The organism is Rhodoferax sp. TH121, assembly GCF_002251855.1.
Taxonomy (GTDB): domain Bacteria; phylum Pseudomonadota; class Gammaproteobacteria; order Burkholderiales; family Burkholderiaceae_C; genus Allorhodoferax.
Genome location: NZ_NOXW01000022.1, coordinates 794706 through 814492, shown reverse-complemented (window position 1 = coordinate 814492; position 19787 = coordinate 794706). Strand labels below are relative to the sequence as shown.

The following is a 19787-nucleotide window of genomic DNA, read 5'->3' as shown; positions in this document are numbered from 1 at the left end:
TCAGGCTTTCTTGTCTTCGCCGATCAGCAGCTTGCTGTCAGACAGGTACATGTGCGGCGGCACTTCGAGGTTGTCTGGTGCAGGCTTGTTCTTGAAGACACGGCCAGCCATATCGAAAGTGGAACCGTGGCAGGGGCACAAGAAGCCGCCCTTCCAGTCGTCGGGCAGCGAGGGCTGGGCACCGGTCTGGAATTTGTCGGAAGGCGAGCAGCCCAAGTGAGAGCAAATACCGACTGCGACAAAAAATTCTGGCTTGATAGAGCGCGCCTCGTTGCGGGCATACTCGGGCGTCAGTTCATCGGGCTTGCGCTCCGACTTGGGGTCTGCCAGTTGCCCATCGATACCCGCCAGCGCGGCCACCTGCTCTGGAGTGCGACGGACGATCCAGACCGGCTTGCCACGCCACTCCACCGTGACTTTTTCACCGGGTTTGAGTTCACCGATGTCCACTTCCACGGCAGCACCGGCGGCCTTGGCGCGCTCGGAGGGCTGGAAAGTGCTCACAAAGGGGATGGCGGTTGCGACACCGCCCACTGCACCAGCACAGCCGGAAGCAATCAGCCAGGTCCGTTTGCTGGAGTCGATCTTTTTGCTGTCGACAGGGGTTTCACTCATGAGAATCCTCAATGAACATCGCTAGTAGGGGTAAGCCGGGATTGTAGCTGACGGCAGTGGGGACATTCAACGCGCCAGTTGACGCGGCTGCTCTGGTTTACCCCTGTTTTGTCGGTAATACTCGGCTTCTTTCAACCACTTTGGAGCAACAAGCGATGGGAATGATTCAGGAATTCAAGGATTTCGCGGTCAAAGGCAATGTGATTGACTTGGCTGTGGGCGTGATCATTGGTGCTGCTTTTGGCAAGATTGTGGACTCGGTCGTGGGCGACCTGATCATGCCGCTGGTGGGCGCCATCATCGGAAAACTGGACTTCTCCAATATGTTCTGGGTATTGGGGGCCGTGCCACCCGGCACCGAAACCACCCTGGCCGGACTCAAAAAAGCCGGCATTCCCGTATTTGCCTATGGCAGCTTCATCACCGTGGCCGTGAACTTTACGATTCTGGCCTTCATCATTTTCCTGATGGTCAAGCAAATCAACCGCCTGAAGAAAGAAGCTCCGGCTGCGGCGCCCGCCCCCGTGGTGACGCCCGAAGACGTGCTGTTGCTACGCGAGATCCGCGACAGTCTCAAGAAGTAAAACGCCGACCCGCGCAATACGCTATCATTTTTATAGCTATTTGCGCAGTATCCACGGGGCCCAAGACCCTACTTCATCTCAAATCAGGGCAATGAAAGCTGGCGCGCCATCCGAATGGCCGCCAGCAGGCTGGACGGGTCGGCGCGGCCCGTGCCAGCGATGTCAAACGCAGTACCATGGTCCGGGCTGGTGCGCACCAGCGGCAGGCCCAGCGTCACGTTCACGCCCTGCTCTACGCCGAGGTACTTCACGGGAATCAGCCCCTGGTCGTGGTACATGGCCACCACCACATCAAACTCGCCCGGATGCCCCGGCGCATGGCGGGCGCGCATGAATACGGTGTCAGGCGCAATCGGACCGTAGACCTGGCAGCCTTGGGCGCGTGCTGCCTCGATGGCCGGGATCACCGTATCCAGCTCCTCACGACCGAACAGGCCGCCCTCGCCCGCATGCGGGTTCACACCGGCCACAGCAATGCGCGGCGCACGGCCCAGTGTGCGAGACAGCGCGTCGTGGGTGATCCGAATCGTTTGCAAGACGTTATCCACGGTCACCGCGGCCAGCGCATCGCGCAGCGACACATGGATGCTGACCAGCACGGTGCGCAGCTCGTCGTTGGCCAGCATCATGCGCACCGGCATCGCGTCTACCGCCACGCCAGCATGGCGCGCCGCTGCGGCCTGCAACATCTCGGTGTGGCCTGGATAGCCGTCGTAGGGCGCACCGGCGGCGGACAAGGCCTCCTTGTGCAGCGGTGCCGTTACCAGCGCGGCGATTTCGCCGCGCAACGCGGCGTCGGCTGCCCACCCGACGCAGCGCCCGGCGAATTCGCCCGCGGTAGCACTGACCTGCCCCCAGGCCACGGGCGTCAGCGCATCGCCCACCTGCAACACCGGCAGGCAGCGCGGGGGTAGCTGCAAGACCTCAGCGGGGGTTGCGAGCTCCACTACGGGCAGTGGCACGGCACCCTGCACCACGGCCAATGCGCGGCGCATGGCTTGCACATCCCCAGCGACAAAGCAGCCTTGCACGGCCTCGGGGTTGCGCAGAAACGACTGGGCAATGATTTCGGGGCCAATGCCAGCAGCGTCGCCCAGCGTAATAGCGACAGGGAGAACAGTGTCACTCATGCGGGGTTGTCGATATCGATGAAGGTGTGAACCAGCCCCAATTGGGAGGCGACGTGGGCAGCCACTGCTGGCGCACCGTAGCGCTCGCTGGCGTGGTGGCCACAGGCGATGTAGGCCACACCACATTCGCGCGCGTAGTGGGCCTGGGGCTCGGAAATCTCGCCGGTGATAAAAGCATCGGCCCCGGCGGCAATGGCGTCTTCAAAATAACTTTGGGCGCCACCGGTGCACCAGGCAATACGGCGCAGCGGCTGTGCGCCCCCGGGCACCAGAGTCACGGCACGGCCCAGTGAGGCATGCACATGGTCGGCCAGCGCCTGCGCGGTGGCCAGGGCCGCAGGCGCGGGCCCTGCAAAGCCCAGCTGCTGCTCGCCAAAGCGGGCGTCCGCCACCAGCCCCAATACCTTGCCCAACTGCGCGTTGTTGCCCAGTTCGGCATGAGCGTCCAGCGGCAAGTGGTAGGCAATGAGGTTGATGTTGTGGGCCAGCAGCAGGCCCAGGCGCTGGCGCATCCAGCCCGTCACGCGGCCATCCTGGCCGCGCCAGAACAAGCCGTGGTGCACCAAGATGGCATCGGCCTTGGCTGCAATGGCCGCCTCGATGAGCGCCAGACTGGCCGTGACGCCCGAGACCAAAGAGTTCACCTCAGAACGCCCCTCCACCTGCAGCCCGTTGGGGCCGTAGTCTTTGAAGCGTTCGGGTTGTAGCAGCGCGTCTAGGGTGGAGAGCAAGGTGGTACGGTCAGTCATAAGGCAAACGGCGAGATCAAGAGTGGATTGTCGTTGTAGCGGGCGGGGGGGACAGGGGCTGCAGGTCGCTGTCACAGCCCTGCCCGGCAGCCACCCAGCGCCGGGCCAAGCGCTTTAACAAAGCGGCAGGCACTGGGGCGAGCCATCGCAGCCAAGGTGGCAGTGCAACCACCACGGCGGCACGTGGCGCAGTGATGGCCCCACAGCGGTAAACGGCCTGCGCGGCTTCCCAGCGCAAGGCCCCGCAAGCCCCGTGCCGGCGGCGTGACAACAGCATGCCCACGGGGCATGGCTGGGCCAGGCAGCACACGCCGCAGCCATTGCAGGGGGCGCCCTCTGGGGGTTTGGACGGCGCCGCGGGGTGGATGAGGATGGTTTGCATGGTCAACAACGCAATGCACCACTGTAACGCGCGAGCCCATGCCGCCTACAATTTGCCCTGCGCGGCACACCGGTGTGCCGCGCCTGCTGGAACTCCCGATGAAACGACTTTGGTTGCTGTTTTCCCAAACCGCTACGGTGCTGCTTGCTGCGTACTTTGTAGTGGCCACCCTCAAGCCCCAATGGCTAGGCCATGGCCCCAGCACGGTGGATAGTGCCATCGCTCTGCTCCAGGCTCCGCCCTCACAACCCGGCGAGGTTCCGCCCGGCAGCTACCGCCTGGCCGCACAAAAGGCATCCGCCGCGGTGGTGAGCATCAACACCAGCAAGGTGGCCGCCAAGAACCCCAATGCCAACGACCCGTGGTTCAAATTCTTCTACGGCGACCAGGGCAATGAGCCCCAGGGGGGCCTGGGCAGCGGCGTGATCGTGAGTCCCAGCGGCTACATCCTGACCAATAACCACGTGATCGAAGAGGCCGACGAAATTGAAGTCATCCTCAATGACAGCCGCCGTGTAGCCGCCAAAGTGATTGGCACCGACCCCGACAGCGACTTGGCGGTGCTGAAGATTGAACTCGACAAGCTGCCCACCATCGTGCTGGGCAACTCCGATAGCCTGCAGGTCGGCGACCAGGTGCTGGCGATTGGCAACCCCTTTGGCGTGGGCCAGACCGTGACCAGCGGTATCGTGAGCGCACTGGGGCGCAACCAGCTGGGTATCAACACCTTCGAGAACTTCATCCAGACCGACGCCGCCATCAACCCCGGCAATTCGGGCGGAGCGCTGGTGGACACCCATGGCAACCTCCTGGGCATCAACACTGCGATCTACTCCCGTTCGGGCGGCAGCATGGGTATTGGTTTTGCCATCCCTGTAACGACGGCCAAGATGGTGCTGGACGGTATTGTGAAAGACGGACAGGTCACACGCGGCTGGATTGGCGTGGAGCCCAACGACCTCTCGCCTGAGCTGGCGGAGACCTTTGACGTGAAAGCCAAAGAAGGCGTGATCATCACCGGCGTGCTGCAAAACGGCCCGGCAGCCCAAGCCGGTGTGCGCCCCGGCGATGTGATTGTGAGCATTGCCGACAAGCCGATTGGTGACGTGACCCAATTGCTGTCTATCGTGGCCTCACTCAAACCTGGCACACCGGCGCCCTTCACCATCGAGCGCAAAAACCAGAAGATGGAACTGAACGTGACTCCCGGTGTGCGACCCAAACCCAAGGCGGCGCGCTGAACCAGCGGCACAAGCCCTTGCAGACACAAAAAAAGGCGACCTTTGGGTCGCCTTTTTTGCTATATTTTTAGGAGCTTTTTACGCAACAACCATGCGGCCTAGCAGCCAATTCGTTACCAAATGACGCTACGACGCATCCGGTGCGGGGGCTTCATCAGACGGTGCTTGGGTGTGCTTGATGAAGATCTGTGCTGCCCAGATGCCGATTTCGTACAAGATGCACATCGGTATGGCCAAGGCCAGTTGGGACACTACATCAGGTGGCGTCACGATGGCGGCCACCACAAAGGCCAGCACGATGAAATAGCTGCGGAAGGCCTTGAGCTTGTCGATGCTCACGATGCCCATGCGCGCCAGAACAATCACCACAATGGGCACCTCAAATGCCAGGCCAAAGGCCAGGAACATGGAAAGAACGAAGTCAAGGTAAGACTCGATATCCGGCGTGGCTGCAATGCTTTGGGGGGCAAAGCTCTGAATGAACTTGAACACCTGGCCAAACACAAAGAAATAACAAAACGCCACGCCGATAAAAAACAGCACGGTGCTGGACACCACCAGGGGCAACACCAGTTTTTTCTCATGGCTGTACAGCCCGGGCGCCACAAAGGCCCAGACCTGCCACAGCACCACCGGCAGCGCCAGCAGAAAGGCCGTCATCAGCATGATCTTGAGCGGCACCAGGAACGGTGAGATCACCGACGTGGCAATCAGTTTGCCGCCGGCCGGCAAAGTGGAGACCAAAGGCGCCGCCAGGATGTCATAGAGCGCGGCCGGGCCGGGGTACAGCGCCAGCAGCGCCAGGGCCACGCCCACGGCGATGGCGGCCTTGACCAAGCGGTCGCGCAGCTCCATCAAGTGCTGCACAAAGGGCTGCTCCGTACCGGCGAGCTCGTCCTGCTTGTTGTCGTCAGATGCCATGGGGAGAAAAGGTAAAAAGGTCAGCGTACGCGCGGCGGACGGAAGCGCGCCACGCGGGCCGCGCCCGACTGTGCCTTGGTCCGCACGCCATGGCGGGCCTTGTACCACTGGGGCATGGCACCTTGCTTGAGGCGCCAGTTTTTATTGGGATGTTTGTAGGCGGGAGGCTCGGGCTCCAGCGCCGTGTCGGTAGCCTCCGACCACGATTTCTCGAAGTCACTGGCCTGCGTCTGGATGGAGTTCTCCACGTCGCGGGCAGCGCCCTCCACCGTCTCGCGCATCTTCTTGAGCTCATCGAGCTCCATGGAGCGGTTGACTTCGGCCTTCACGTCCGCCACGTAGCGCTGCGCCTTGCCCAGCAAGGCACCCACGGTGCGGGCCACTTTGGGCAGCTTCTCGGGGCCGATGACGATCAACGCCACCGCGCCGATCAGCGCCATCTTCGATATGCCGAGGTCAATCACGCCGTACTAACGCTTTAGTTTTTTTGCTTGGCTTCCACGTCAATCGTGGTTTTCTCTGAAGCGTTGGCCACTTGCTGCGCAGGGGCCGCCGGCTTGTCATCGGCAGCGGGGGTGGAGCCATCTTTCATGCCGTCCTTGAAGCCCTTGACCGCACCGCCCAAATCGGAACCGATGTTTTTGAGTTTCTTGGTGCCGAACACCATCACCACGATCAACAGAACAATCAACCAGTGCCAAATAGAAAATGAACCCATGATGTACTCCTAACGATTTGTTGAATTCTAGTCGGCGCAGACAAAGCCCTTTTTCCCGCGCCTTGCACCAACACCTAACCCCGCAACCAAGGGCGAGCCCCCCCCATCACATGGAAATGCAAGTGATGTACTTCCTGCCCCCCTTCTGCACCGGTATTGGTCACCAGCCGGTAACCGCCATCCGGGTACGGGTTGCAACCCTGCTCCAGCGCCAACTTTGGTACCAGGGCCATCATGTGACCCATCAGGCCCGCGTGCTCGGGGCCTATGTGCGCCATGCTGGGAATATGGGCCTTGGGAATGAGCAAAAAATGCACCGGCGCCCAGGGGTTGATGTCGTGGAACGCGTAGACCTGCTCGTCCTCGTACACCGCTTTGGAGGGAATCTGCTTGGCAATGATCTTGCAAAAAATGCAGTTGGCATCGTGGCCTGGCATATGCGCACTCATGCACCGATCTCCTGGCCTTTGTTCATGGCGATGAAGCCGGTAATGATGCGGTACAGAAACCACACCGAGATCAGGGCCCAAGCGATCGCGCCAGGGAAATACAGCAACAGAAACAAGGGCATGGTCACCAGGTAGGCCACACCCGCAATCACCACCGAGCGGATGCGCCAGCGGAAGTGCGAGGCATGCCAAGTGCCCACCGCGTCGTCGCGCTTGACCATGTCCAGAATTAAAGCCACCAGCAGCAGGGTCACGCCAAACTGGCCACCCGGAATGAAGGCGCTGACCGCCACGATGAGGTGCAGCACGTAACTGATGGTGCCCACGGTGTTGAGCGACTGCAGCTTTTCCAGGCTAGGCACTTCGGTGGGGGTGGTGAAATCCTGGCTCATAAACACTCCTTCAGTGGGAATCGGCTTTGGGCTCCGCCTCACGCGCTAGCACCTTGCGCAAAGCTTTTTCTTCCAGCCCGCTGGTACCGACACGGCGCTCCAGCTCTGCAATCACATCGGCCGGCGACAAGTTGTAGTGCGACAACGCCACCATAGTGTGAAACCACAGGTCGGCCACCTCGTAGACGATCTTGCTGGCATCACCGCCATGGTCCGCATCCTTGGCGGCCATCACCACTTCCGTGGCTTCTTCGCCAATCTTCTTCAAAAAGGCGTCGGGCCCCTTGTGCAGCAGGCGGGACACGTAGCTCGCGTCCGGGTTACCACCGTTGGCGACCTTGCGGCTTTCTATCACGGCAGCCAGGGCGGCCAAAGAGTCTTGAGAGGTGGACATGTTGTAGGGCGTTATTTGTAGATCGACTCCGGATCTTTCAAGACCGGGTCTACCGATTTCCATTCGCCATTTTCCAGCACGTTGAAGAAACAGCTGTGACGGCCGGTGTGGCATGCGATGCCGGGCTCGTGACCCAGTTGGGTGACCTTGAGCAAAATCACGTCGTTGTCGCAATCCATGCGAATTTCATGCACCTTCTGTACGTGGCCGGACTCCTCACCCTTGTACCAAAGCTTGTCGCGTGTGCGGCTGAAATACACAGCCCGGCCCAGCTCCACGGTTTTTTGCAGAGCCTCGCGGTTCATCCAGGCGAACATCAACACGTCGTTGGTGCCCTGCTCCTGCGCAATCACGGGCACCAGGCCTTTGGAGTCCCAGCGGATGTGTTTGATCCAGCTGACCGGCGGGGGGAGAGTGGGTTCCATGTGCTATCCAATTCATAGCTGCTTGCGCAGCATTTACGGGGGCTAAAGCCCCAAAGGGCTTAAATTCTGACAGGAATTCCGCGCTCAGCCATGCGCGCCTTGGCCTGGCCCACCGTGTATTCGCCGTAATGGAAGATGCTGGCAGCCAGCACCGCATCGGCCCCGCCCTGCTGCACGCCATCGGCCAGGTGGTCCAGGCTGCCCACACCGCCGCTGGCGATCACGGGCACGCTGATGACGTCGGCCACGGCACGGGTCAGCGCCAGGTCAAAGCCGCTCTTGGTACCGTCACGGTCCATGCTGGTGAGCAGGATTTCGCCAGCCCCACGGCGCGCCATCTCAGTGGCCCAGGCCACGGCATCCAAGCCGGTGTTCTTGCGCCCGCCGTGGCTGTACACATCCCAGCCGGGGCCACGGGTGGCTGCGTCTTCATCGGAACGGCGCTTGGCGTCGATGGCCACCACGATGGCCTGGGAACCGTATTTCAGCGATGCATCTTCAATGACTTGCGGGTTGGCCAAGGCGGCAGAATTGAAGCTCACCTTGTCGGCCCCCGCGTTCAGCAAGCGGCGCACGTCTTCCACCACGCGCACACCCCCACCGACGGTCAGCGGGATGAATACCTGCGAAGCCACGGCTTCGATGATATGCAGGATCAGGTCGCGCCCATCGCTGGTGGCGGTGATGTCCAGAAAGGTGAGCTCGTCGGCGCCCTGGTCGTTGTAACGTGCCGCGATTTCCACCGGGTCACCGGCATCACGCAACTCGACAAAATTGACGCCTTTGACAACGCGACCACCGGTCACATCTAGGCAAGGAATGATGCGTTTAGCGAGCATCAGCCGTTGAGCTCGTCGGCGCGCTCTTGCGCCTTCTGAAAGTCCAAGTCACCGCTGTAAATGGCGCGGCCGCAGATCACGCCTTCCACGCCTTCGTCCTCCACTGCGCACAGGGCTTCGATGTCAGCCATGTTGGACAAACCGCCAGAGGCAATGACAGGGATGGTCAGGGCCTGGGCCAGCTTGACGGTGGCCTCGATGTTGATGCCAGACAACATGCCGTCGCGGCCGATGTCGGTGTAGATGATGCCTTCGACGCCGTAATCCTCGAACTTTTTGCCCAAATCGACCACGTCGTGGCGAGTGAGCTTGCTCCAGCCATCGGTGGCTACCTTGCCGTCGCGGGCGTCCAGGCCAACGATGATGTGGCCGCCAAAGGCGGTACAGGCGTCCTGCAGAAAACCGGGGTTCTTGACGGCAGCGGTGCCGATGATGACGTAGCGCAGGCCGGCGTCCAGGTAGCGCTCGATGGTGTCCAGGTCGCGGATGCCGCCGCCCAACTGCACGTCGATTTCGTTGCCCACTTCCTTGAGAATCTTGCGAATGGCCTGCTCGTTCTTGGGGTGGCCAGCGAAGGCGCCATTCAGGTCCACCAAGTGCAGGCGGCGCGCGCCCTTGTCCACCCAACTGCGGGCCATGACCGCGGGGTCTTCGCCGAAGGTGGTGGATTGGTCCATATCGCCTTGTTTCAGGCGAACGCAGTGGCCATCTTTGAGGTCAATTGCAGGAATTAAAAGCATGGTGCTTCAGGGTTGGAGGGAAAAGAGAGTCACGTTGCCAGTTGCACAAATGCGGCAAGGATAAAGATTCAAGGATTCCAGTGCAGGAAGTTACGGTACAGCGCCAGGCCGTGCTCGGCGCTCTTTTCAGGGTGAAACTGGGTTGCGAAAATATTATCGCGTGCAATCGCCGCTGAGAAGCGCTGGCCATAGTCCGTCTCGCCCACGCTGTGGCGCGCATCAGACGGTTGGGCGTAATAGCTGTGGACGAAGTAAAAGTAGCTGCCATCGGGCACCTCGCCCCACACCGGGTGGCGGGGCACGCCACCATGGCTGGTCTGCCACACTTGGTTCCAGCCCATTTGGGGCACCTTGTAACGGCTGCCATCAGGCTGGATCTGGCCCGCCAGGTCAAACTTGACTACCTTGCCAGGTATCAGTCCCAAGCTGGGCGTGTTTTGCTCGTCGCTGTGGTCCAGCAACATTTGCATGCCCACGCACACCCCCATCAGGGGCTTGTGCGCTGCAGCGTGCATCACTGCATCAAACATTCCGGAAACGTGCAGTTCGCGCATGCAGTCGCGCATAGCACCCTGGCCGGGCAACACCACACGTTCGGCATCCATCACCTCTTGCGCGGTACGGGCCCAGACCACATCCACGCCCGCATCGGCCGCCACGTGCATCACAGCCTGGGTGACCGAACGCAGGTTGCCCATGCCGTAGTCCACCACCGCCACTTTTTTCATTACAGCGTGCCCTTGGTGGAGGGAATCACGCCCAGGGCGCGCGGATCGAACTCGATGGCCGCACGCAGTGCGCGCGCAAAGGCCTTGAACACCGTCTCGGCCTGGTGGTGGGCGTTTTCCCCTTTCAGGTTGTCAATGTGCAGGGTCACCAGCGCGTGGTTCACAAAGCCCTGGAAAAATTCGTGAGTCAGCTGGGTATCAAACGCGCCGATCATGCCGCTCTTGAAAGGCACATCCATCTCCAGCTGCGGGCGGCCAGAAAAGTCGATCACCACGCGGCTCAGCGCCTCGTCAAGCGGCACGTAGGCATGGCCGTAGCGACGGATGCCCTTCTTGTCGCCCACGGCCTTGGCAAAGGCCTGGCCCAGGGTGATACCCACGTCTTCGACGGTGTGGTGGCCATCGATATGCAAGTCGCCTTCGGCTTCGATGTCGAGGTCAATCAGCCCGTGGCGGGCGATCTGGTCGAGCATGTGGTCAAAAAAACCGATACCAGTGGACAAGCGACTCACACCGGTGCCGTCCAGGTTCACGCGCACGCGGATTTTGGTTTCCGCAGTGTTACGGGACACTTCAGCAATGCGGGCGGGCATCACGGCAGGAACTTCGGTCAATGGGTAGTTGGGGTTGCTCATAAGGTTTCCTGCAAGGCCTGAATCAGACGGGCGTTTTCTTCGGCGGTACCTACGGTCAAACGCAAGCAGCGGGCTAGCAATGGGTGCATTTTAGAAACGTTCTTGACCAGCACCCCGCGCGCCTTCAAACCGTCGAATATTTTTTGCGCTGCATCGTCCGCGCCAGGGAAGCGCACCAGCACCATATTGGCATCGCTGTCCCACGCCTTGAGCCCTGGCATGGCGCGCAATGCTCCCAAAAGAATAGCGCGTTGCGCACATATTTCCTGAGCCTGCACCGCAAAAGCCTCTTGATGCTCAAGCGCAAACAGCGCGCATTCGTAGTTCAACACGCTGATGTTGTACGGCGGGCGCACCTTGTCAACTTCTGCAATCAGGGCCGCAGGGCCGGTCATGTAGCCCAGACGCACACCAGCCAGCCCGAACTTGCTCAGGGTGCGCATCAGCACCACATGGCTGTTGTCGGCGGGATTGGCGCGGATCACGTCCATATAGGTGCGGCTGGAAAACGGCTGGTAGGCCTCGTCCACCGCCACGATGCTGCCAGCCTGCTTGGCAGCAGCAATCACGGCGCGCATGTCGGCCTCGTCCCACAAGTTTGCAGTGGGGTTGTTGGGGTAGGCCAGGTACACGATGGCGGGCTCGTGTTTCGCAATGGCAGCCACCATGGCGGGCACGTCCAGCGCAAAGTCCTGCGTCAGCGGCACCCCCACAAAATCCAGGCCCTGTAATTGCGCGCTCATGGCATACATCACAAAACCGGGTGTAGGCGCCAGCACCACCGGGCGGGCTTCGCCGGGCTGGGCAGGCACATCACAGGCCATGGATAGCAAGCTGATCAACTCGTCAGAGCCGTTACCCAGCATGATGTCGTGGCCTTCGGGCATGCCCGCGTAGGTGGTCAAGGCAGAGCGCAGGTCGTTGACGCGGCCATCGGGGTAGCGGTTGAGCGCTAGTGCGCCCAGGCGTTGGCCCAGCGCGGCCTGCAAGTGTGGCGGCAGAGAAAACGGGTTTTCCATGGCGTCGAGCTTGACCATGCCTTTGGAATTCTGAATAGCGTAGGCATGCATGCCCTGCACGTCTTGGCGAATGCGGCGCGCGACGAGCGCCTGAACGTCAGCAGCGATATCGGCAGAGGTAGTCATGCAGGGGCTTTCATCAAAACTAATCGGCCAGCGCCAGATTGGCGGGCGTAGCTTGCAGAGGGTGGAGGACGGTGATGCCATCGATCTGCTGACCATGCTGCAGGTCGAACGACAGCACATGGCTGGCGCCGCTTTGGGCTGCAGCGGCCACGATGAGCGCATCCCAGTACGGCAGGCCAAAGCGCGCCTCCACACCCCAGGCGGTTTCCACCGTCTGGTGGTCGATTTGCCAAGGCTGCCAGAGCTGGTAGCGGCGCAGCTTGGCGCGCGCGTCGCCCTGCGGCATGGCAAAGTGGCGTGTAGCGCCCACGTAGTAGGCATTCAGCACCTGGGTGCTGATGCGCCCGGCACGCCGCGCCCAGAGGGCCTGCAGCCAGTCGCGCACACGGGCCTGACGGGCCGCGTCAAACGCGTCGTCTGCAGCCAGCAGCACATTGGTGTCCACAAAGACGATGGCGCCAGAGGTGTCGAGCGGGCTAGCCATGATCTTGTGAGCCCCGTACCGGATACGCCTTGCCACACGAGCTGAAGCTGGAGGTGTCCGCCACCCAATCGCGCTGGGCGCGGGCATAGGCGTCGTCATGCTGCATCTTGTCCGTCAGCATCTCGCCCACCAAGCGCGAGACGCTGGTATTGCGCCGCGCCGCCTCAATACGCACCCACTCCAGGGTGGCGTCTTCGACGGTGATGGTGACGTTTTTCATCTCGAAGCCAGTTTACACGAATTTCGTGTTGCACGAAATTCGTGTTTTTGATGCCTTGCGCTTCCAGATTCAGCGCCGCGCCGCGACCTTTTGCTCCCAATGCCACGCGTGGCGCACGATGGTGGCCAAATCCGCATACTGGGGCTGCCAGCCCAGGCGCTCACGGGCCTGGGTGGCGTCGGCCACCAAGCGGGCTGGGTCGCCCGCGCGGCGGGGGCCATCCACCACGAGGATGGGCTGGCCGGTGATAGCGCGGGCGGTGTCGATGACCTCTTGCACCGAGAAACCGCTGCCATTGCCCAGGTTGTAGGCCTGGCTACCCTTGCCCGCCAGCAGGGACTGGATGGCCAGCCAATGCGCTTCGCACAAATCCTGAATGTGGATGTAGTCGCGGATACAGGTGCCATCGGGGGTGTCGTAATCGCGGCCGAACACGTTGATGTGCGAGCGGCGCCCGGAGGCGGCTTGCAAAACCAGGGGAATCAGATGGGTCTCTGGCTCATGGCGCTCGCCCAACTGGCCTTCGGGGTCGGCACCGGCGGCGTTGAAGTAGCGCAGCACCACGGATTGCAGGCCATAGGCCACTTCGTAGTCGCGCAGCACCTGCTCCACCATGAACTTGGTTCGGCCATAGGGGTTGATGGGCTGCTGCGGGTGGGCCTCGTCAATCGGCACATACTGCGGCTCGCCAAAGGTGGCCGCGGTGGACGAGAAGATAAAGCGCTGGACACCGGCCGCACGCATGGCGTCCAGCAGGATGAGGGTGTTGGTGACGTTGTTGTCGTAGTACTTGGCGGGCTCTTTGACCGATTCACCCACCTGGATGAAGGACGCGAAGTGCATCACCGCATCAAACTGGCCTCGAGCAAACAACGCATCGAGCAAGGGGCGGTCAGCAATGTCACCCTGCACCAGTTCGCCACAGAGGACCGCATCGCGATGCCCGGCGCTCAGGTTGTCCAACGTGGTGACCGTGCAGCCCAGTTGCCCCAGCCGTTTGACCATGTGCGAGCCGATGTAGCCCGCGCCGCCCACCACCAATACCTTGAGTGCCATGTTGTGTTCCCTGATGCGTCTGGTGGCTCCTGTTGGAGCCTACGGCGCATTGTAGAAAGCTCTAGCAGGGGTAGACGGTACTCAGTGCGTTGGTCACCACCAATTGCACGGGAAAGTCCGCCTCGTACACGTCGGCATTGCGCTTGAGTTCGGTGGTGTACAGGCCCTTGGCCATGTGGGGTTCGAGTTTGCGGCCGTTCAGGCAAATGGTCGGCGCAGCACCCTGGCGCACCGCCTGGTTGTGGGCCTCCACCGCACCTTCCATCACGCCGACCAGGTAGTAGTCGGTGTAGGTGCTGCCTTGCTTTTCAGTCTTTTCCAGCGCCCGCATTTCGCGGATGGTCATGGCCTGTGCGCTGGCGCACAACATGGCAAAGCCCGTAAAGGCAGTGGCAGCAAACCGCCAGGAAAGAATGGAGAAAGTGGTGCGCATGGGAGTTGGTCGTCCTTCTGCGCACATTCTTACTTCAATCGCATTTCCGCCGCACGTGCATGGGCTTGCAGGCCTTCGCCGTGGGCGAGCACCGAGGCAATCTGGCCCAGCCCCTGCGCGCCCTGCTCGCTGACTTCGATGAGGCTGCTGCGCTTCTGGAAGTCGTACACGCCCAACGGGCTGCTGAAGCGCGCGGTGCCGCTGGTGGGAAGCACGTGGTTGGGGCCTGCGCAGTAGTCGCCCAAGCTCTCGGATGTGTAGGCGCCCAGGAAAATGGCGCCGGCGTGCTTGAGCAGCGGCTCCCACTTGTGCGGGTCGTTGCTGGACACCTCCAAGTGTTCGGGCGCAATGCGGTTGCTGATCTCGCAGGCTTCTTCCATGCTGCGGGTGTGGATTAGCGCGCCGCGGCCGGTCAGGCTTTTGGCAATGATCTCGGCGCGCGGCATCTCGTTCAACAGGCGGTTGATGCTGGCCTGCACCTGGGCGATGTAGGCCGCATCGGGGCACAGCAGGATGCTTTGCGCCAGCTCATCGTGCTCAGCCTGGCTGAACAAGTCCATGGCCACCCAATCAGGTGGTGTGCTGCCGTCGGCAAGCACCAGAATCTCGCTGGGACCGGCAATCATATCGATGCCCACGGTGCCAAACACACGGCGCTTGGCGGCGGCCACATAGGCGTTGCCGGGGCCGGTGATCTTGTGCACAGCCGGGATGCTGGCCGTTCCATAGGCCAAGGCGGCCACGGCCTGCGCGCCACCGATGGTGAAGGCACGCGACACGCCGGCCACATAGGCCGCGGCCAGCACCAGGGCGTTCTTCTCTCCCTTGGGCGTGGGGACCACCATGATGATTTCGCCCACACCGGCCACGTGGGCGGGGATGGCGTTCATCAGCACGGACGAGGGGTAAGCCGCCTTGCCGCCGGGCACATAAATGCCCACACGGCCTAGCGGCGTGACCTTTTGGCCCAACAGCGTTCCGTCTTCGTCGCGATAAGTCCAACTCTCACCTGATGCCTTCTTCTGCGCCTCGTGGTAGCGACGCACGCGGGCGGTGGCTGCTTGCAGCGCATCGCGTTGTGCGGTGGGGATGCTGTCAAAGGCGGCCTTGAGTTCGGTTTGCGTCAGCTCCAGCGCCTGCATGGTGGGCGCGCTCAGGCCGTCAAAACGGGCGGTGTACTCCAGCACGGCGGCGTCGCCCCGGGCCTGCACGTCGGCCAGGATGTCGGCCACGCGCTGCTCGATGGCCGCATCGGTGTCGGCAGACCAGTGCAGACGCGCCTTGAATTGAGCCTCAAACTGGGCATCGGCCGTCGTCAACAGTGCGGGGGCAGCTACAAAAGTCATAGCAAATTCAAAGAGTGTTTACTTGCCCACCGCGCCGGCAAAGGCTTCGATGATCTTGCGGATGGGTTCCTGCTTGAGCTTGAGCGCGGCCTGGTTCACGACCAGGCGGGAGCTAATGTCCATGATGCGCTCCACTTCCACCAAGTGGTTGGCCTTGAGCGTGTTGCCGGTGGACACCAGATCGACGATGGCATCGGCCAGCCCCACCAGGGGCGCCAGCTCCATGCTGCCGTAAAGCTTGATCAGGTCCACGTGTACGCCCTTGCTGGCGAAGAACTCGCGCGCGATGGCCACGTACTTGGTGGCGACCTTGAGGCGCGAGCCCTGCTTGACGGCGGACGCGTAGTCAAAGTCCGCACGCACTGCTACGCTGATGCGGCACTTGGCAATCTGCAGATCCAGCGGCTGGTACAGGCCTTGGCTGCCATGCTCCAACAGCGTGTCTTTGCCAGTAATGCCCAAGTCGGCACCGCCGTACTGCACATACGTGGGCACGTCGGTCGCACGCACCACCAGCACGCGTACATTGGGCTGGTTGGTGTCCAGAATCAGCTTGCGCGATTTCTCGGGGTCATCTAACACCTCGATGCCTGCGGCCTTCAGCAGGGGGACGGTTTCTTCAAAGATACGGCCCTTGGACAGGGCGAGTGTGATCATGTCTGTCATTTGATTCGCTCGATATCGGCGCCAATGCCGCGCAGTTTGGCTTCCATCTGGTCGTAGCCGCGGTCCAGATGGTAGATGCGGTCCACCATGGTCTCGCCTTCGGCCACCAGGCCGGCAATCACCAGGCTGGCGGAGGCGCGCAGGTCGGTCGCCATCACGGTTGCGCCGGACAGCTTTTCCACGCCCTCGATCACCGCCACCTTGCCATCGGTCTGGATGTGGGCGCCCAGGCGCACCAGCTCGTTGACGTGCATGAAGCGGTTCTCAAAAATCGTCTCGGTGACCTTGCTGGCACCCTGCGAGATGACATTGAGCGCCATGAACTGCGCCTGCATGTCGGTGGGGAAGCCGGGGTATTCGGTGGTACGAAAGCTCTGTGCCTTGAGGCGGCCTTCGGACGTCACGCGGATGCCACCGTCGATGGATTCCACCGCGGCGCCCGCGTCGCGCAGCTTGTCGATGACAGCGTCCAGATGGTCTGCGCGGCCATGCTTAAGCACCACATCACCGCCCGTGGCCGCCACGGCACAGAGGAAGGTGCCCGTTTCAATGCGGTCCGCCACCACCTGATGGGTGCAACCATGTAGCTTCTCCACACCCTGGATGCGGATGCGGCTGGTGCCGTGACCTTCAATCTTGGCGCCCATTTTGATGAGCATTTCGGCCAAATCGGGAATTTCGGGCTCTTGGGCGGCGTTTTCCAGAATCGTCTCGCCCTCGGCCAGCGCAGCGGCCATGAGGAAATTCTCGGTCCCGGTTACCGTCACCATATCGGTAGCAATGCGCGCGCCTTTGAGGCGCGTCCACCCCTTGGGCAACTTGGCGATCATGTAGCCGTGCTCGACCACAATCTCCGCCCCCATGGCCTGCAGGCCCTTGATGTGCTGATCCACCGGGCGCGAGCCAATGGCACAGCCACCAGGCAGGGATACCGTGGCCTCGCCAAAGCGCGCCAGTAATGGGCCCAGCGCGAGCACCGAGGCGCGCATGGTCTTGACCAGCTCATAGGGCGCCTCGGGAGAATTCAACGGGCCGGCGTTGATATGCACCGCACCGTCAGCGCCCTGCTCCACCTGCACGCCCATATTGCGGATCAGCGTGAGCATGGTGGAAACGTCCTGCAGGCGCGGTACGTTCAGCAGCGTGACCGGATCGGCCGTCAGCAGCGTGGCGCACAGCTCGGGCAGGGCCGCGTTCTTGGCGCCGGAAATCAGGACCTCACCGGAGAGCCGGTTGCCACCACGAATCAGAAGTTTGTCCATGGCGGTTTCAGGCGGATTGTGCGGCCCACTCGGCCGGGGTGTAGGTCTTCATCGACAGGGCATGCACCTCGTCGGTGTGCATGCGGCTGCCCAGCGTGGCATAGACCTGCTGGTGACGCTGAATCAGGCGCTTGCCCTCAAACGCGGCAGACACGATGGTGGCATACCAGTGGCGGCCATCGCCCTCTAGGGCGCAATGTTCGCAGGGCAGGCCCGCGGTGATCAGGGCTTGGAGTTGGTCAGCAGTCATAGCGGTTAGTGGCGGATCTTGTAGCCCGTGCGCAGCAAGTGGATGGCAATGGCGCTCACCACAGCCAGCGCAATGCCCACAATGCCCAGGCTCAGCCAGGGCGACACATCGCTCTGGCCAAAGAAGCCATAGCGGAATCCGTCGATCATGTAAAAGAAGGGGTTGAGGTGACTAACGCTCTGCCAGAAGCTGGGCAGCGAGTGGATGGAATAGAACACACCGCTCAAGAACGTCATGGGCATGATGATGAAGTTCTGGAAAGCCGCCAGTTGGTCAAATTTCTCGGCCCACAGCCCGGCGATCAGGCCCAGCGTGCCGAGCAAAGCAGCACCCATCAGCGCAAAGGCCAAAATCCACCACGGAGCGACAAAGTGGATGGGCGTAAAGAATACGGTTACCAGCATCACTCCTGCCCCCACCACCAAGCCGCGCGCAATGCTGGAGCCCACATAGGCGAAGAACCAGCTCCAGTGCGACAGTGGCGTAAGCAGCAGGAATACGAGGTTGCCCATGATCTTGCTCTGGATAAGCGAGGACGAGCTGTTGGCAAACGCGTTTTGCAGCACGCTCATCATCACCAGCCCTGGTACCAGAAAGGCGGTGTAGCTGATGGTGTCGTAGACCTTCACGTGGTCGCCCAAAGCGTGACCAAAGATCATCAAGTACAGCAGGGCCGTGAGCACCGGCGCCGCCACCGTCTGGAAACTCACCTTCCAGAAGCGCAGCACTTCCTTGTACAACAGGGTTTGCCAGCCGTTCATGCGCCCACCTCTTCTGTGTTGCCCATAACATCGAGGAACACATCCTCCAGGTCGGCCTTGCGGATTTCCACGTCTTCCACCGTCACACCCGCCTGGCGCACAGCAGCCAGGTACTGCTCAATCTCCAGTGCGTTATGTGCGGGCAATTGCACGATACGACCTGTGATGCGCGCACGTGCCGCCAGCTCGATGGGCAGGGCATCGCCCGTCTTGAAGCGCAGCACATTGCTGCTAGCGGCCTTGAGCAGGTCGCTGGTCTTGTCCAACGCCACGATTTTGCCAGTCTTGAGCATGGCAATGCGACCACACAGCGCCTCGGCCTCCTCCAGGTAGTGGGTGGTCAGCAGCACTGTGCTGCCTTGTTTGTTGAGCGTGGCCACAAACTGCCACAGCGTCTGGCGCAACTCCACGTCCACACCGGCCGTGGGTTCGTCCAGCACGATAACGGGGGGCTTGTGCACCAGCGCCTGCGCCACCAGCACGCGGCGTTTCATGCCACCTGAGAGCTGACGCATATTGGCGTTCGCCTTATCGGTCAGACCCAGGCCTTCGAGCAGTTCGTCCACCCAGGCGTCGTTGTTCTTGACACCAAAGTAGCCCGACTGGATGCGCAGCATTTCACGCACATTGAAGAAAGGATCAAAAACTAACTCTTGGGGCACCACACCGAGCTTGCGCCGGGCGTTAGCGTAGTCGGCCTGGACATCGCTGCCCAGCACCTGTACGCTGCCGCTGCTGGCACGGGTGAGCCCGGCCAAGATGCTTATCATGGTGGTTTTACCTGCCCCATTGGGACCGAGCAGGCCGACAAATTCGCCCTCATCGATCTGGAGACTGACCCCGTCCAGGGCCTTGAAGGTAGTGCCTTTGGGGCCTTTGGGTGAGGCGTAGGCTTTGGAGACGGATTGGAATGAGATGGCGGGCATGGGAACCCGCGATTTTACGCGGAGCAGCTCAGGCGGCCGTCAGCAGGCCGTCAATCCCGTACAGAGTGGCCAGATCACGCAAGCGCTGGGGCAGGCTGCGCACAGCAAACTGCTTGCCGATGCGCGCGCATTCGCGGCGCAACTCCAACAACACGGCCAAGGCAGACGAGTCAAAACGCTGCAACGAAGCACCATCCACCACAATGGTCTGCGGCTCCGCCTGCAGACCGGAACGCAAGGTGGCCAAGCAATCGTGCGCGACGTCCTGGGTCAAAGTGGAGGGAAGGTTCAGCACA

At 61.6% G+C, this 19787-nt stretch carries 29 protein-coding genes; 2 read left to right on the top strand and 27 right to left on the bottom strand.

Translation table 11 applies throughout. The annotated features are described in order from the left end of the window. Window positions 1–615, bottom strand: a complete 615-nt coding sequence (gene petA, locus CHU94_RS18205; protein WP_094482465.1) for a ubiquinol-cytochrome c reductase iron-sulfur subunit — start codon at window positions 613–615, stop codon at window positions 1–3. A gap of 155 nt (window positions 616–770) precedes the next feature. Here petA and mscL point away from each other — a divergent pair, with 155 nt between their 5' ends. Continuing rightward, window positions 771–1199, top strand: a complete 429-nt coding sequence (mscL, locus tag CHU94_RS18200) for a large conductance mechanosensitive channel protein MscL (protein WP_094482463.1) — start codon at window positions 771–773, stop codon at window positions 1197–1199. 83 nt (window positions 1200–1282) lie between these two features. Here mscL and pdxA read toward each other — a convergent pair whose 3' ends face one another. From pdxA to CHU94_RS18185, 3 genes are read right to left on the bottom strand one after another with little or no spacing between them, the layout of a single operon-like run. Beyond that, complete coding sequence (pdxA, locus tag CHU94_RS18195) at window positions 1283–2329, bottom strand: 4-hydroxythreonine-4-phosphate dehydrogenase PdxA (protein ID WP_094482461.1); 1047 nt, start codon at window positions 2327–2329, stop codon at window positions 1283–1285. After that, a complete protein-coding gene (locus CHU94_RS18190) occupies window positions 2326–3078 on the bottom strand; it encodes a Nif3-like dinuclear metal center hexameric protein (RefSeq protein WP_094482459.1) in 753 nt (250 codons plus the stop codon). The genes pdxA and CHU94_RS18190 overlap by 4 nt, the downstream gene beginning before the upstream one ends. A gap of 16 nt (window positions 3079–3094) precedes the next feature. Further along, window positions 3095–3460, bottom strand: a complete 366-nt coding sequence (locus CHU94_RS18185; protein WP_176452083.1) for a hypothetical protein — start codon at window positions 3458–3460, stop codon at window positions 3095–3097. A 98-nt stretch (window positions 3461–3558) separates the two neighbouring features. Here CHU94_RS18185 and CHU94_RS18180 point away from each other — a divergent pair, with 98 nt between their 5' ends. Further along, a complete protein-coding gene (locus CHU94_RS18180; RefSeq protein WP_094482892.1) occupies window positions 3559–4701 on the top strand; it encodes a S1C family serine protease in 1143 nt (380 codons plus the stop codon). 126 nt (window positions 4702–4827) lie between these two features. Here CHU94_RS18180 and tatC read toward each other — a convergent pair whose 3' ends face one another. From tatC to CHU94_RS18070, 23 genes are all read right to left on the bottom strand, one after another. Continuing rightward, a complete protein-coding gene (gene tatC / locus CHU94_RS18175; RefSeq protein ID WP_094482457.1) occupies window positions 4828–5622 on the bottom strand; it encodes a twin-arginine translocase subunit TatC in 795 nt (264 codons plus the stop codon). 20 nt (window positions 5623–5642) lie between these two features. Then, window positions 5643–6086, bottom strand: coding sequence for a Sec-independent protein translocase protein TatB (gene tatB, locus CHU94_RS18170; RefSeq protein ID WP_094482455.1), 444 nt, complete (start codon window positions 6084–6086; stop codon window positions 5643–5645). Window positions 6087–6100: 14 nt separating this feature from the next. Further along, entirely contained in the window at window positions 6101–6340 is a 240-nt protein-coding gene (tatA, locus tag CHU94_RS18165; protein ID WP_094482453.1) for a Sec-independent protein translocase subunit TatA, read from the bottom strand. Between the two features lie 74 nt (window positions 6341–6414). Further along, window positions 6415–6789 (bottom strand): histidine triad nucleotide-binding protein, encoded by a 375-nt coding sequence (locus tag CHU94_RS18160; protein WP_176452082.1) that lies wholly within the window; start codon window positions 6787–6789, stop codon window positions 6415–6417. Then, the gene (locus tag CHU94_RS18155; protein ID WP_094482451.1) at window positions 6786–7181 is read right to left on the bottom strand and encodes a hypothetical protein; all 396 of its coding nucleotides are present in this window, start codon (window positions 7179–7181) and stop codon (window positions 6786–6788) included. Before CHU94_RS18155 ends, CHU94_RS18160 begins: the two co-directional genes overlap by 4 nt. A 10-nt stretch (window positions 7182–7191) precedes the next feature. Further along, on the bottom strand, window positions 7192–7575 hold the full coding sequence (locus CHU94_RS18150; protein WP_094482449.1) for a phosphoribosyl-ATP diphosphatase: 384 nt from the start codon (window positions 7573–7575) through the stop codon (window positions 7192–7194). Between the two features lie 11 nt (window positions 7576–7586). Next, a complete protein-coding gene (gene hisI, locus CHU94_RS18145) occupies window positions 7587–8000 on the bottom strand; it encodes a phosphoribosyl-AMP cyclohydrolase (RefSeq protein ID WP_094482447.1) in 414 nt (137 codons plus the stop codon). A 59-nt stretch (window positions 8001–8059) separates the two neighbouring features. Beyond that, window positions 8060–8839, bottom strand: coding sequence for an imidazole glycerol phosphate synthase subunit HisF (gene hisF, locus CHU94_RS18140; protein ID WP_094482445.1), 780 nt, complete (start codon window positions 8837–8839; stop codon window positions 8060–8062). Next, on the bottom strand, window positions 8839–9579 hold the full coding sequence (gene hisA / locus CHU94_RS18135; RefSeq protein WP_094482443.1) for a 1-(5-phosphoribosyl)-5-[(5-phosphoribosylamino)methylideneamino]imidazole-4-carboxamide isomerase: 741 nt from the start codon (window positions 9577–9579) through the stop codon (window positions 8839–8841). The genes hisF and hisA overlap by 1 nt, the downstream gene beginning before the upstream one ends. A 68-nt stretch (window positions 9580–9647) precedes the next feature. Next, complete coding sequence (gene hisH, locus CHU94_RS18130) at window positions 9648–10307, bottom strand: imidazole glycerol phosphate synthase subunit HisH (protein ID WP_094482441.1); 660 nt, start codon at window positions 10305–10307, stop codon at window positions 9648–9650. Beyond that, window positions 10307–10900: an imidazoleglycerol-phosphate dehydratase HisB gene (hisB, locus tag CHU94_RS18125; RefSeq protein ID WP_094482888.1), complete on the bottom strand. Its 594-nt coding sequence runs from the start codon at window positions 10898–10900 to the stop codon at window positions 10307–10309. The genes hisH and hisB overlap by 1 nt, the downstream gene beginning before the upstream one ends. Before the next feature lie 38 nt (window positions 10901–10938). Next, window positions 10939–12087, bottom strand: coding sequence for a histidinol-phosphate transaminase (gene hisC, locus CHU94_RS18120; RefSeq protein ID WP_094482439.1), 1149 nt, complete (start codon window positions 12085–12087; stop codon window positions 10939–10941). A gap of 19 nt (window positions 12088–12106) precedes the next feature. Continuing rightward, complete coding sequence (locus CHU94_RS18115; RefSeq protein ID WP_176452080.1) at window positions 12107–12571, bottom strand: PIN domain-containing protein; 465 nt, start codon at window positions 12569–12571, stop codon at window positions 12107–12109. Next, window positions 12564–12791, bottom strand: a complete 228-nt coding sequence (locus tag CHU94_RS19320) for a CopG family transcriptional regulator (RefSeq protein ID WP_176452079.1) — start codon at window positions 12789–12791, stop codon at window positions 12564–12566. Before CHU94_RS19320 ends, CHU94_RS18115 begins: the two co-directional genes overlap by 8 nt. A 69-nt stretch (window positions 12792–12860) precedes the next feature. Continuing rightward, window positions 12861–13847: a UDP-glucose 4-epimerase GalE gene (gene galE, locus CHU94_RS18110; protein WP_094482437.1), complete on the bottom strand. Its 987-nt coding sequence runs from the start codon at window positions 13845–13847 to the stop codon at window positions 12861–12863. Window positions 13848–13908: 61 nt separating this feature from the next. Beyond that, window positions 13909–14280, bottom strand: coding sequence for a hypothetical protein (locus CHU94_RS18105; RefSeq protein ID WP_255034031.1), 372 nt, complete (start codon window positions 14278–14280; stop codon window positions 13909–13911). Window positions 14281–14309: 29 nt separating this feature from the next. Further along, window positions 14310–15626, bottom strand: coding sequence for a histidinol dehydrogenase (gene hisD / locus CHU94_RS18100; protein WP_094482435.1), 1317 nt, complete (start codon window positions 15624–15626; stop codon window positions 14310–14312). Window positions 15627–15644: 18 nt separating this feature from the next. After that, on the bottom strand, window positions 15645–16283 hold the full coding sequence (gene hisG / locus CHU94_RS18095; RefSeq protein WP_094482884.1) for an ATP phosphoribosyltransferase: 639 nt from the start codon (window positions 16281–16283) through the stop codon (window positions 15645–15647). A gap of 5 nt (window positions 16284–16288) precedes the next feature. Continuing rightward, on the bottom strand, window positions 16289–17554 hold the full coding sequence (gene murA / locus CHU94_RS18090; RefSeq protein ID WP_094482433.1) for a UDP-N-acetylglucosamine 1-carboxyvinyltransferase: 1266 nt from the start codon (window positions 17552–17554) through the stop codon (window positions 16289–16291). A gap of 7 nt (window positions 17555–17561) precedes the next feature. Beyond that, complete coding sequence (locus tag CHU94_RS18085) at window positions 17562–17804, bottom strand: BolA family protein (RefSeq protein WP_094482431.1); 243 nt, start codon at window positions 17802–17804, stop codon at window positions 17562–17564. Between the two features lie 5 nt (window positions 17805–17809). Continuing rightward, a complete protein-coding gene (locus tag CHU94_RS18080; RefSeq protein WP_094482429.1) occupies window positions 17810–18565 on the bottom strand; it encodes an ABC transporter permease in 756 nt (251 codons plus the stop codon). After that, window positions 18562–19491 carry an ABC transporter ATP-binding protein gene (locus CHU94_RS18075; RefSeq protein WP_094482427.1) on the bottom strand — a complete coding sequence of 310 codons (930 nt, stop codon included), beginning with the start codon at window positions 19489–19491 and terminating at the stop codon, window positions 18562–18564. The genes CHU94_RS18080 and CHU94_RS18075 overlap by 4 nt, the downstream gene beginning before the upstream one ends. Before the next feature lie 28 nt (window positions 19492–19519). Continuing rightward, window positions 19520–19786 (bottom strand): lipid asymmetry maintenance protein MlaB, encoded by a 267-nt coding sequence (locus CHU94_RS18070; protein WP_094482425.1) that lies wholly within the window; start codon window positions 19784–19786, stop codon window positions 19520–19522. Window position 19787: the final 1 nt, after the last annotated feature.

Coding starts and splice junctions, on each gene's coding strand:
- petA (WP_094482465.1), bottom strand. CDS start 615: ATGAGTGAAACCCCTGTCGACAGCAAAAAGATCGACTCCAGCAAACGG.
- mscL (WP_094482463.1), top strand. CDS start 771: ATGGGAATGATTCAGGAATTCAAGGATTTCGCGGTCAAAGGCAATGTG.
- pdxA (WP_094482461.1), bottom strand. CDS start 2,329: ATGAGTGACACTGTTCTCCCTGTCGCTATTACGCTGGGCGACGCTGCT.
- CHU94_RS18190 (WP_094482459.1), bottom strand. CDS start 3,078: ATGACTGACCGTACCACCTTGCTCTCCACCCTAGACGCGCTGCTACAA.
- CHU94_RS18185 (WP_176452083.1), bottom strand. CDS start 3,460: ATGCAAACCATCCTCATCCACCCCGCGGCGCCGTCCAAACCCCCAGAG.
- CHU94_RS18180 (WP_094482892.1), top strand. CDS start 3,559: ATGAAACGACTTTGGTTGCTGTTTTCCCAAACCGCTACGGTGCTGCTT.
- tatC (WP_094482457.1), bottom strand. CDS start 5,622: ATGGCATCTGACGACAACAAGCAGGACGAGCTCGCCGGTACGGAGCAG.
- tatA (WP_094482453.1), bottom strand. CDS start 6,340: ATGGGTTCATTTTCTATTTGGCACTGGTTGATTGTTCTGTTGATCGTG.
- CHU94_RS18160 (WP_176452082.1), bottom strand. CDS start 6,789: ATGAGTGCGCATATGCCAGGCCACGATGCCAACTGCATTTTTTGCAAG.
- CHU94_RS18155 (WP_094482451.1), bottom strand. CDS start 7,181: ATGAGCCAGGATTTCACCACCCCCACCGAAGTGCCTAGCCTGGAAAAG.
- CHU94_RS18150 (WP_094482449.1), bottom strand. CDS start 7,575: ATGTCCACCTCTCAAGACTCTTTGGCCGCCCTGGCTGCCGTGATAGAA.
- hisI (WP_094482447.1), bottom strand. CDS start 8,000: ATGGAACCCACTCTCCCCCCGCCGGTCAGCTGGATCAAACACATCCGC.
- hisF (WP_094482445.1), bottom strand. CDS start 8,839: ATGCTCGCTAAACGCATCATTCCTTGCCTAGATGTGACCGGTGGTCGC.
- hisA (WP_094482443.1), bottom strand. CDS start 9,579: ATGCTTTTAATTCCTGCAATTGACCTCAAAGATGGCCACTGCGTTCGC.
- hisH (WP_094482441.1), bottom strand. CDS start 10,307: ATGAAAAAAGTGGCGGTGGTGGACTACGGCATGGGCAACCTGCGTTCG.
- hisB (WP_094482888.1), bottom strand. CDS start 10,900: ATGCCCGCCCGCATTGCTGAAGTGTCCCGTAACACTGCGGAAACCAAA.
- hisC (WP_094482439.1), bottom strand. CDS start 12,087: ATGACTACCTCTGCCGATATCGCTGCTGACGTTCAGGCGCTCGTCGCG.
- CHU94_RS18115 (WP_176452080.1), bottom strand. CDS start 12,571: ATGGCTAGCCCGCTCGACACCTCTGGCGCCATCGTCTTTGTGGACACC.
- CHU94_RS19320 (WP_176452079.1), bottom strand. CDS start 12,791: ATGAAAAACGTCACCATCACCGTCGAAGACGCCACCCTGGAGTGGGTG.
- galE (WP_094482437.1), bottom strand. CDS start 13,847: ATGGCACTCAAGGTATTGGTGGTGGGCGGCGCGGGCTACATCGGCTCG.
- CHU94_RS18105 (WP_255034031.1), bottom strand. CDS start 14,280: ATGCGCACCACTTTCTCCATTCTTTCCTGGCGGTTTGCTGCCACTGCC.
- hisD (WP_094482435.1), bottom strand. CDS start 15,626: ATGACTTTTGTAGCTGCCCCCGCACTGTTGACGACGGCCGATGCCCAG.
- hisG (WP_094482884.1), bottom strand. CDS start 16,283: ATGATCACACTCGCCCTGTCCAAGGGCCGTATCTTTGAAGAAACCGTC.
- murA (WP_094482433.1), bottom strand. CDS start 17,554: ATGGACAAACTTCTGATTCGTGGTGGCAACCGGCTCTCCGGTGAGGTC.
- CHU94_RS18085 (WP_094482431.1), bottom strand. CDS start 17,804: ATGACTGCTGACCAACTCCAAGCCCTGATCACCGCGGGCCTGCCCTGC.
- CHU94_RS18080 (WP_094482429.1), bottom strand. CDS start 18,565: ATGAACGGCTGGCAAACCCTGTTGTACAAGGAAGTGCTGCGCTTCTGG.
- CHU94_RS18075 (WP_094482427.1), bottom strand. CDS start 19,491: ATGCCCGCCATCTCATTCCAATCCGTCTCCAAAGCCTACGCCTCACCC.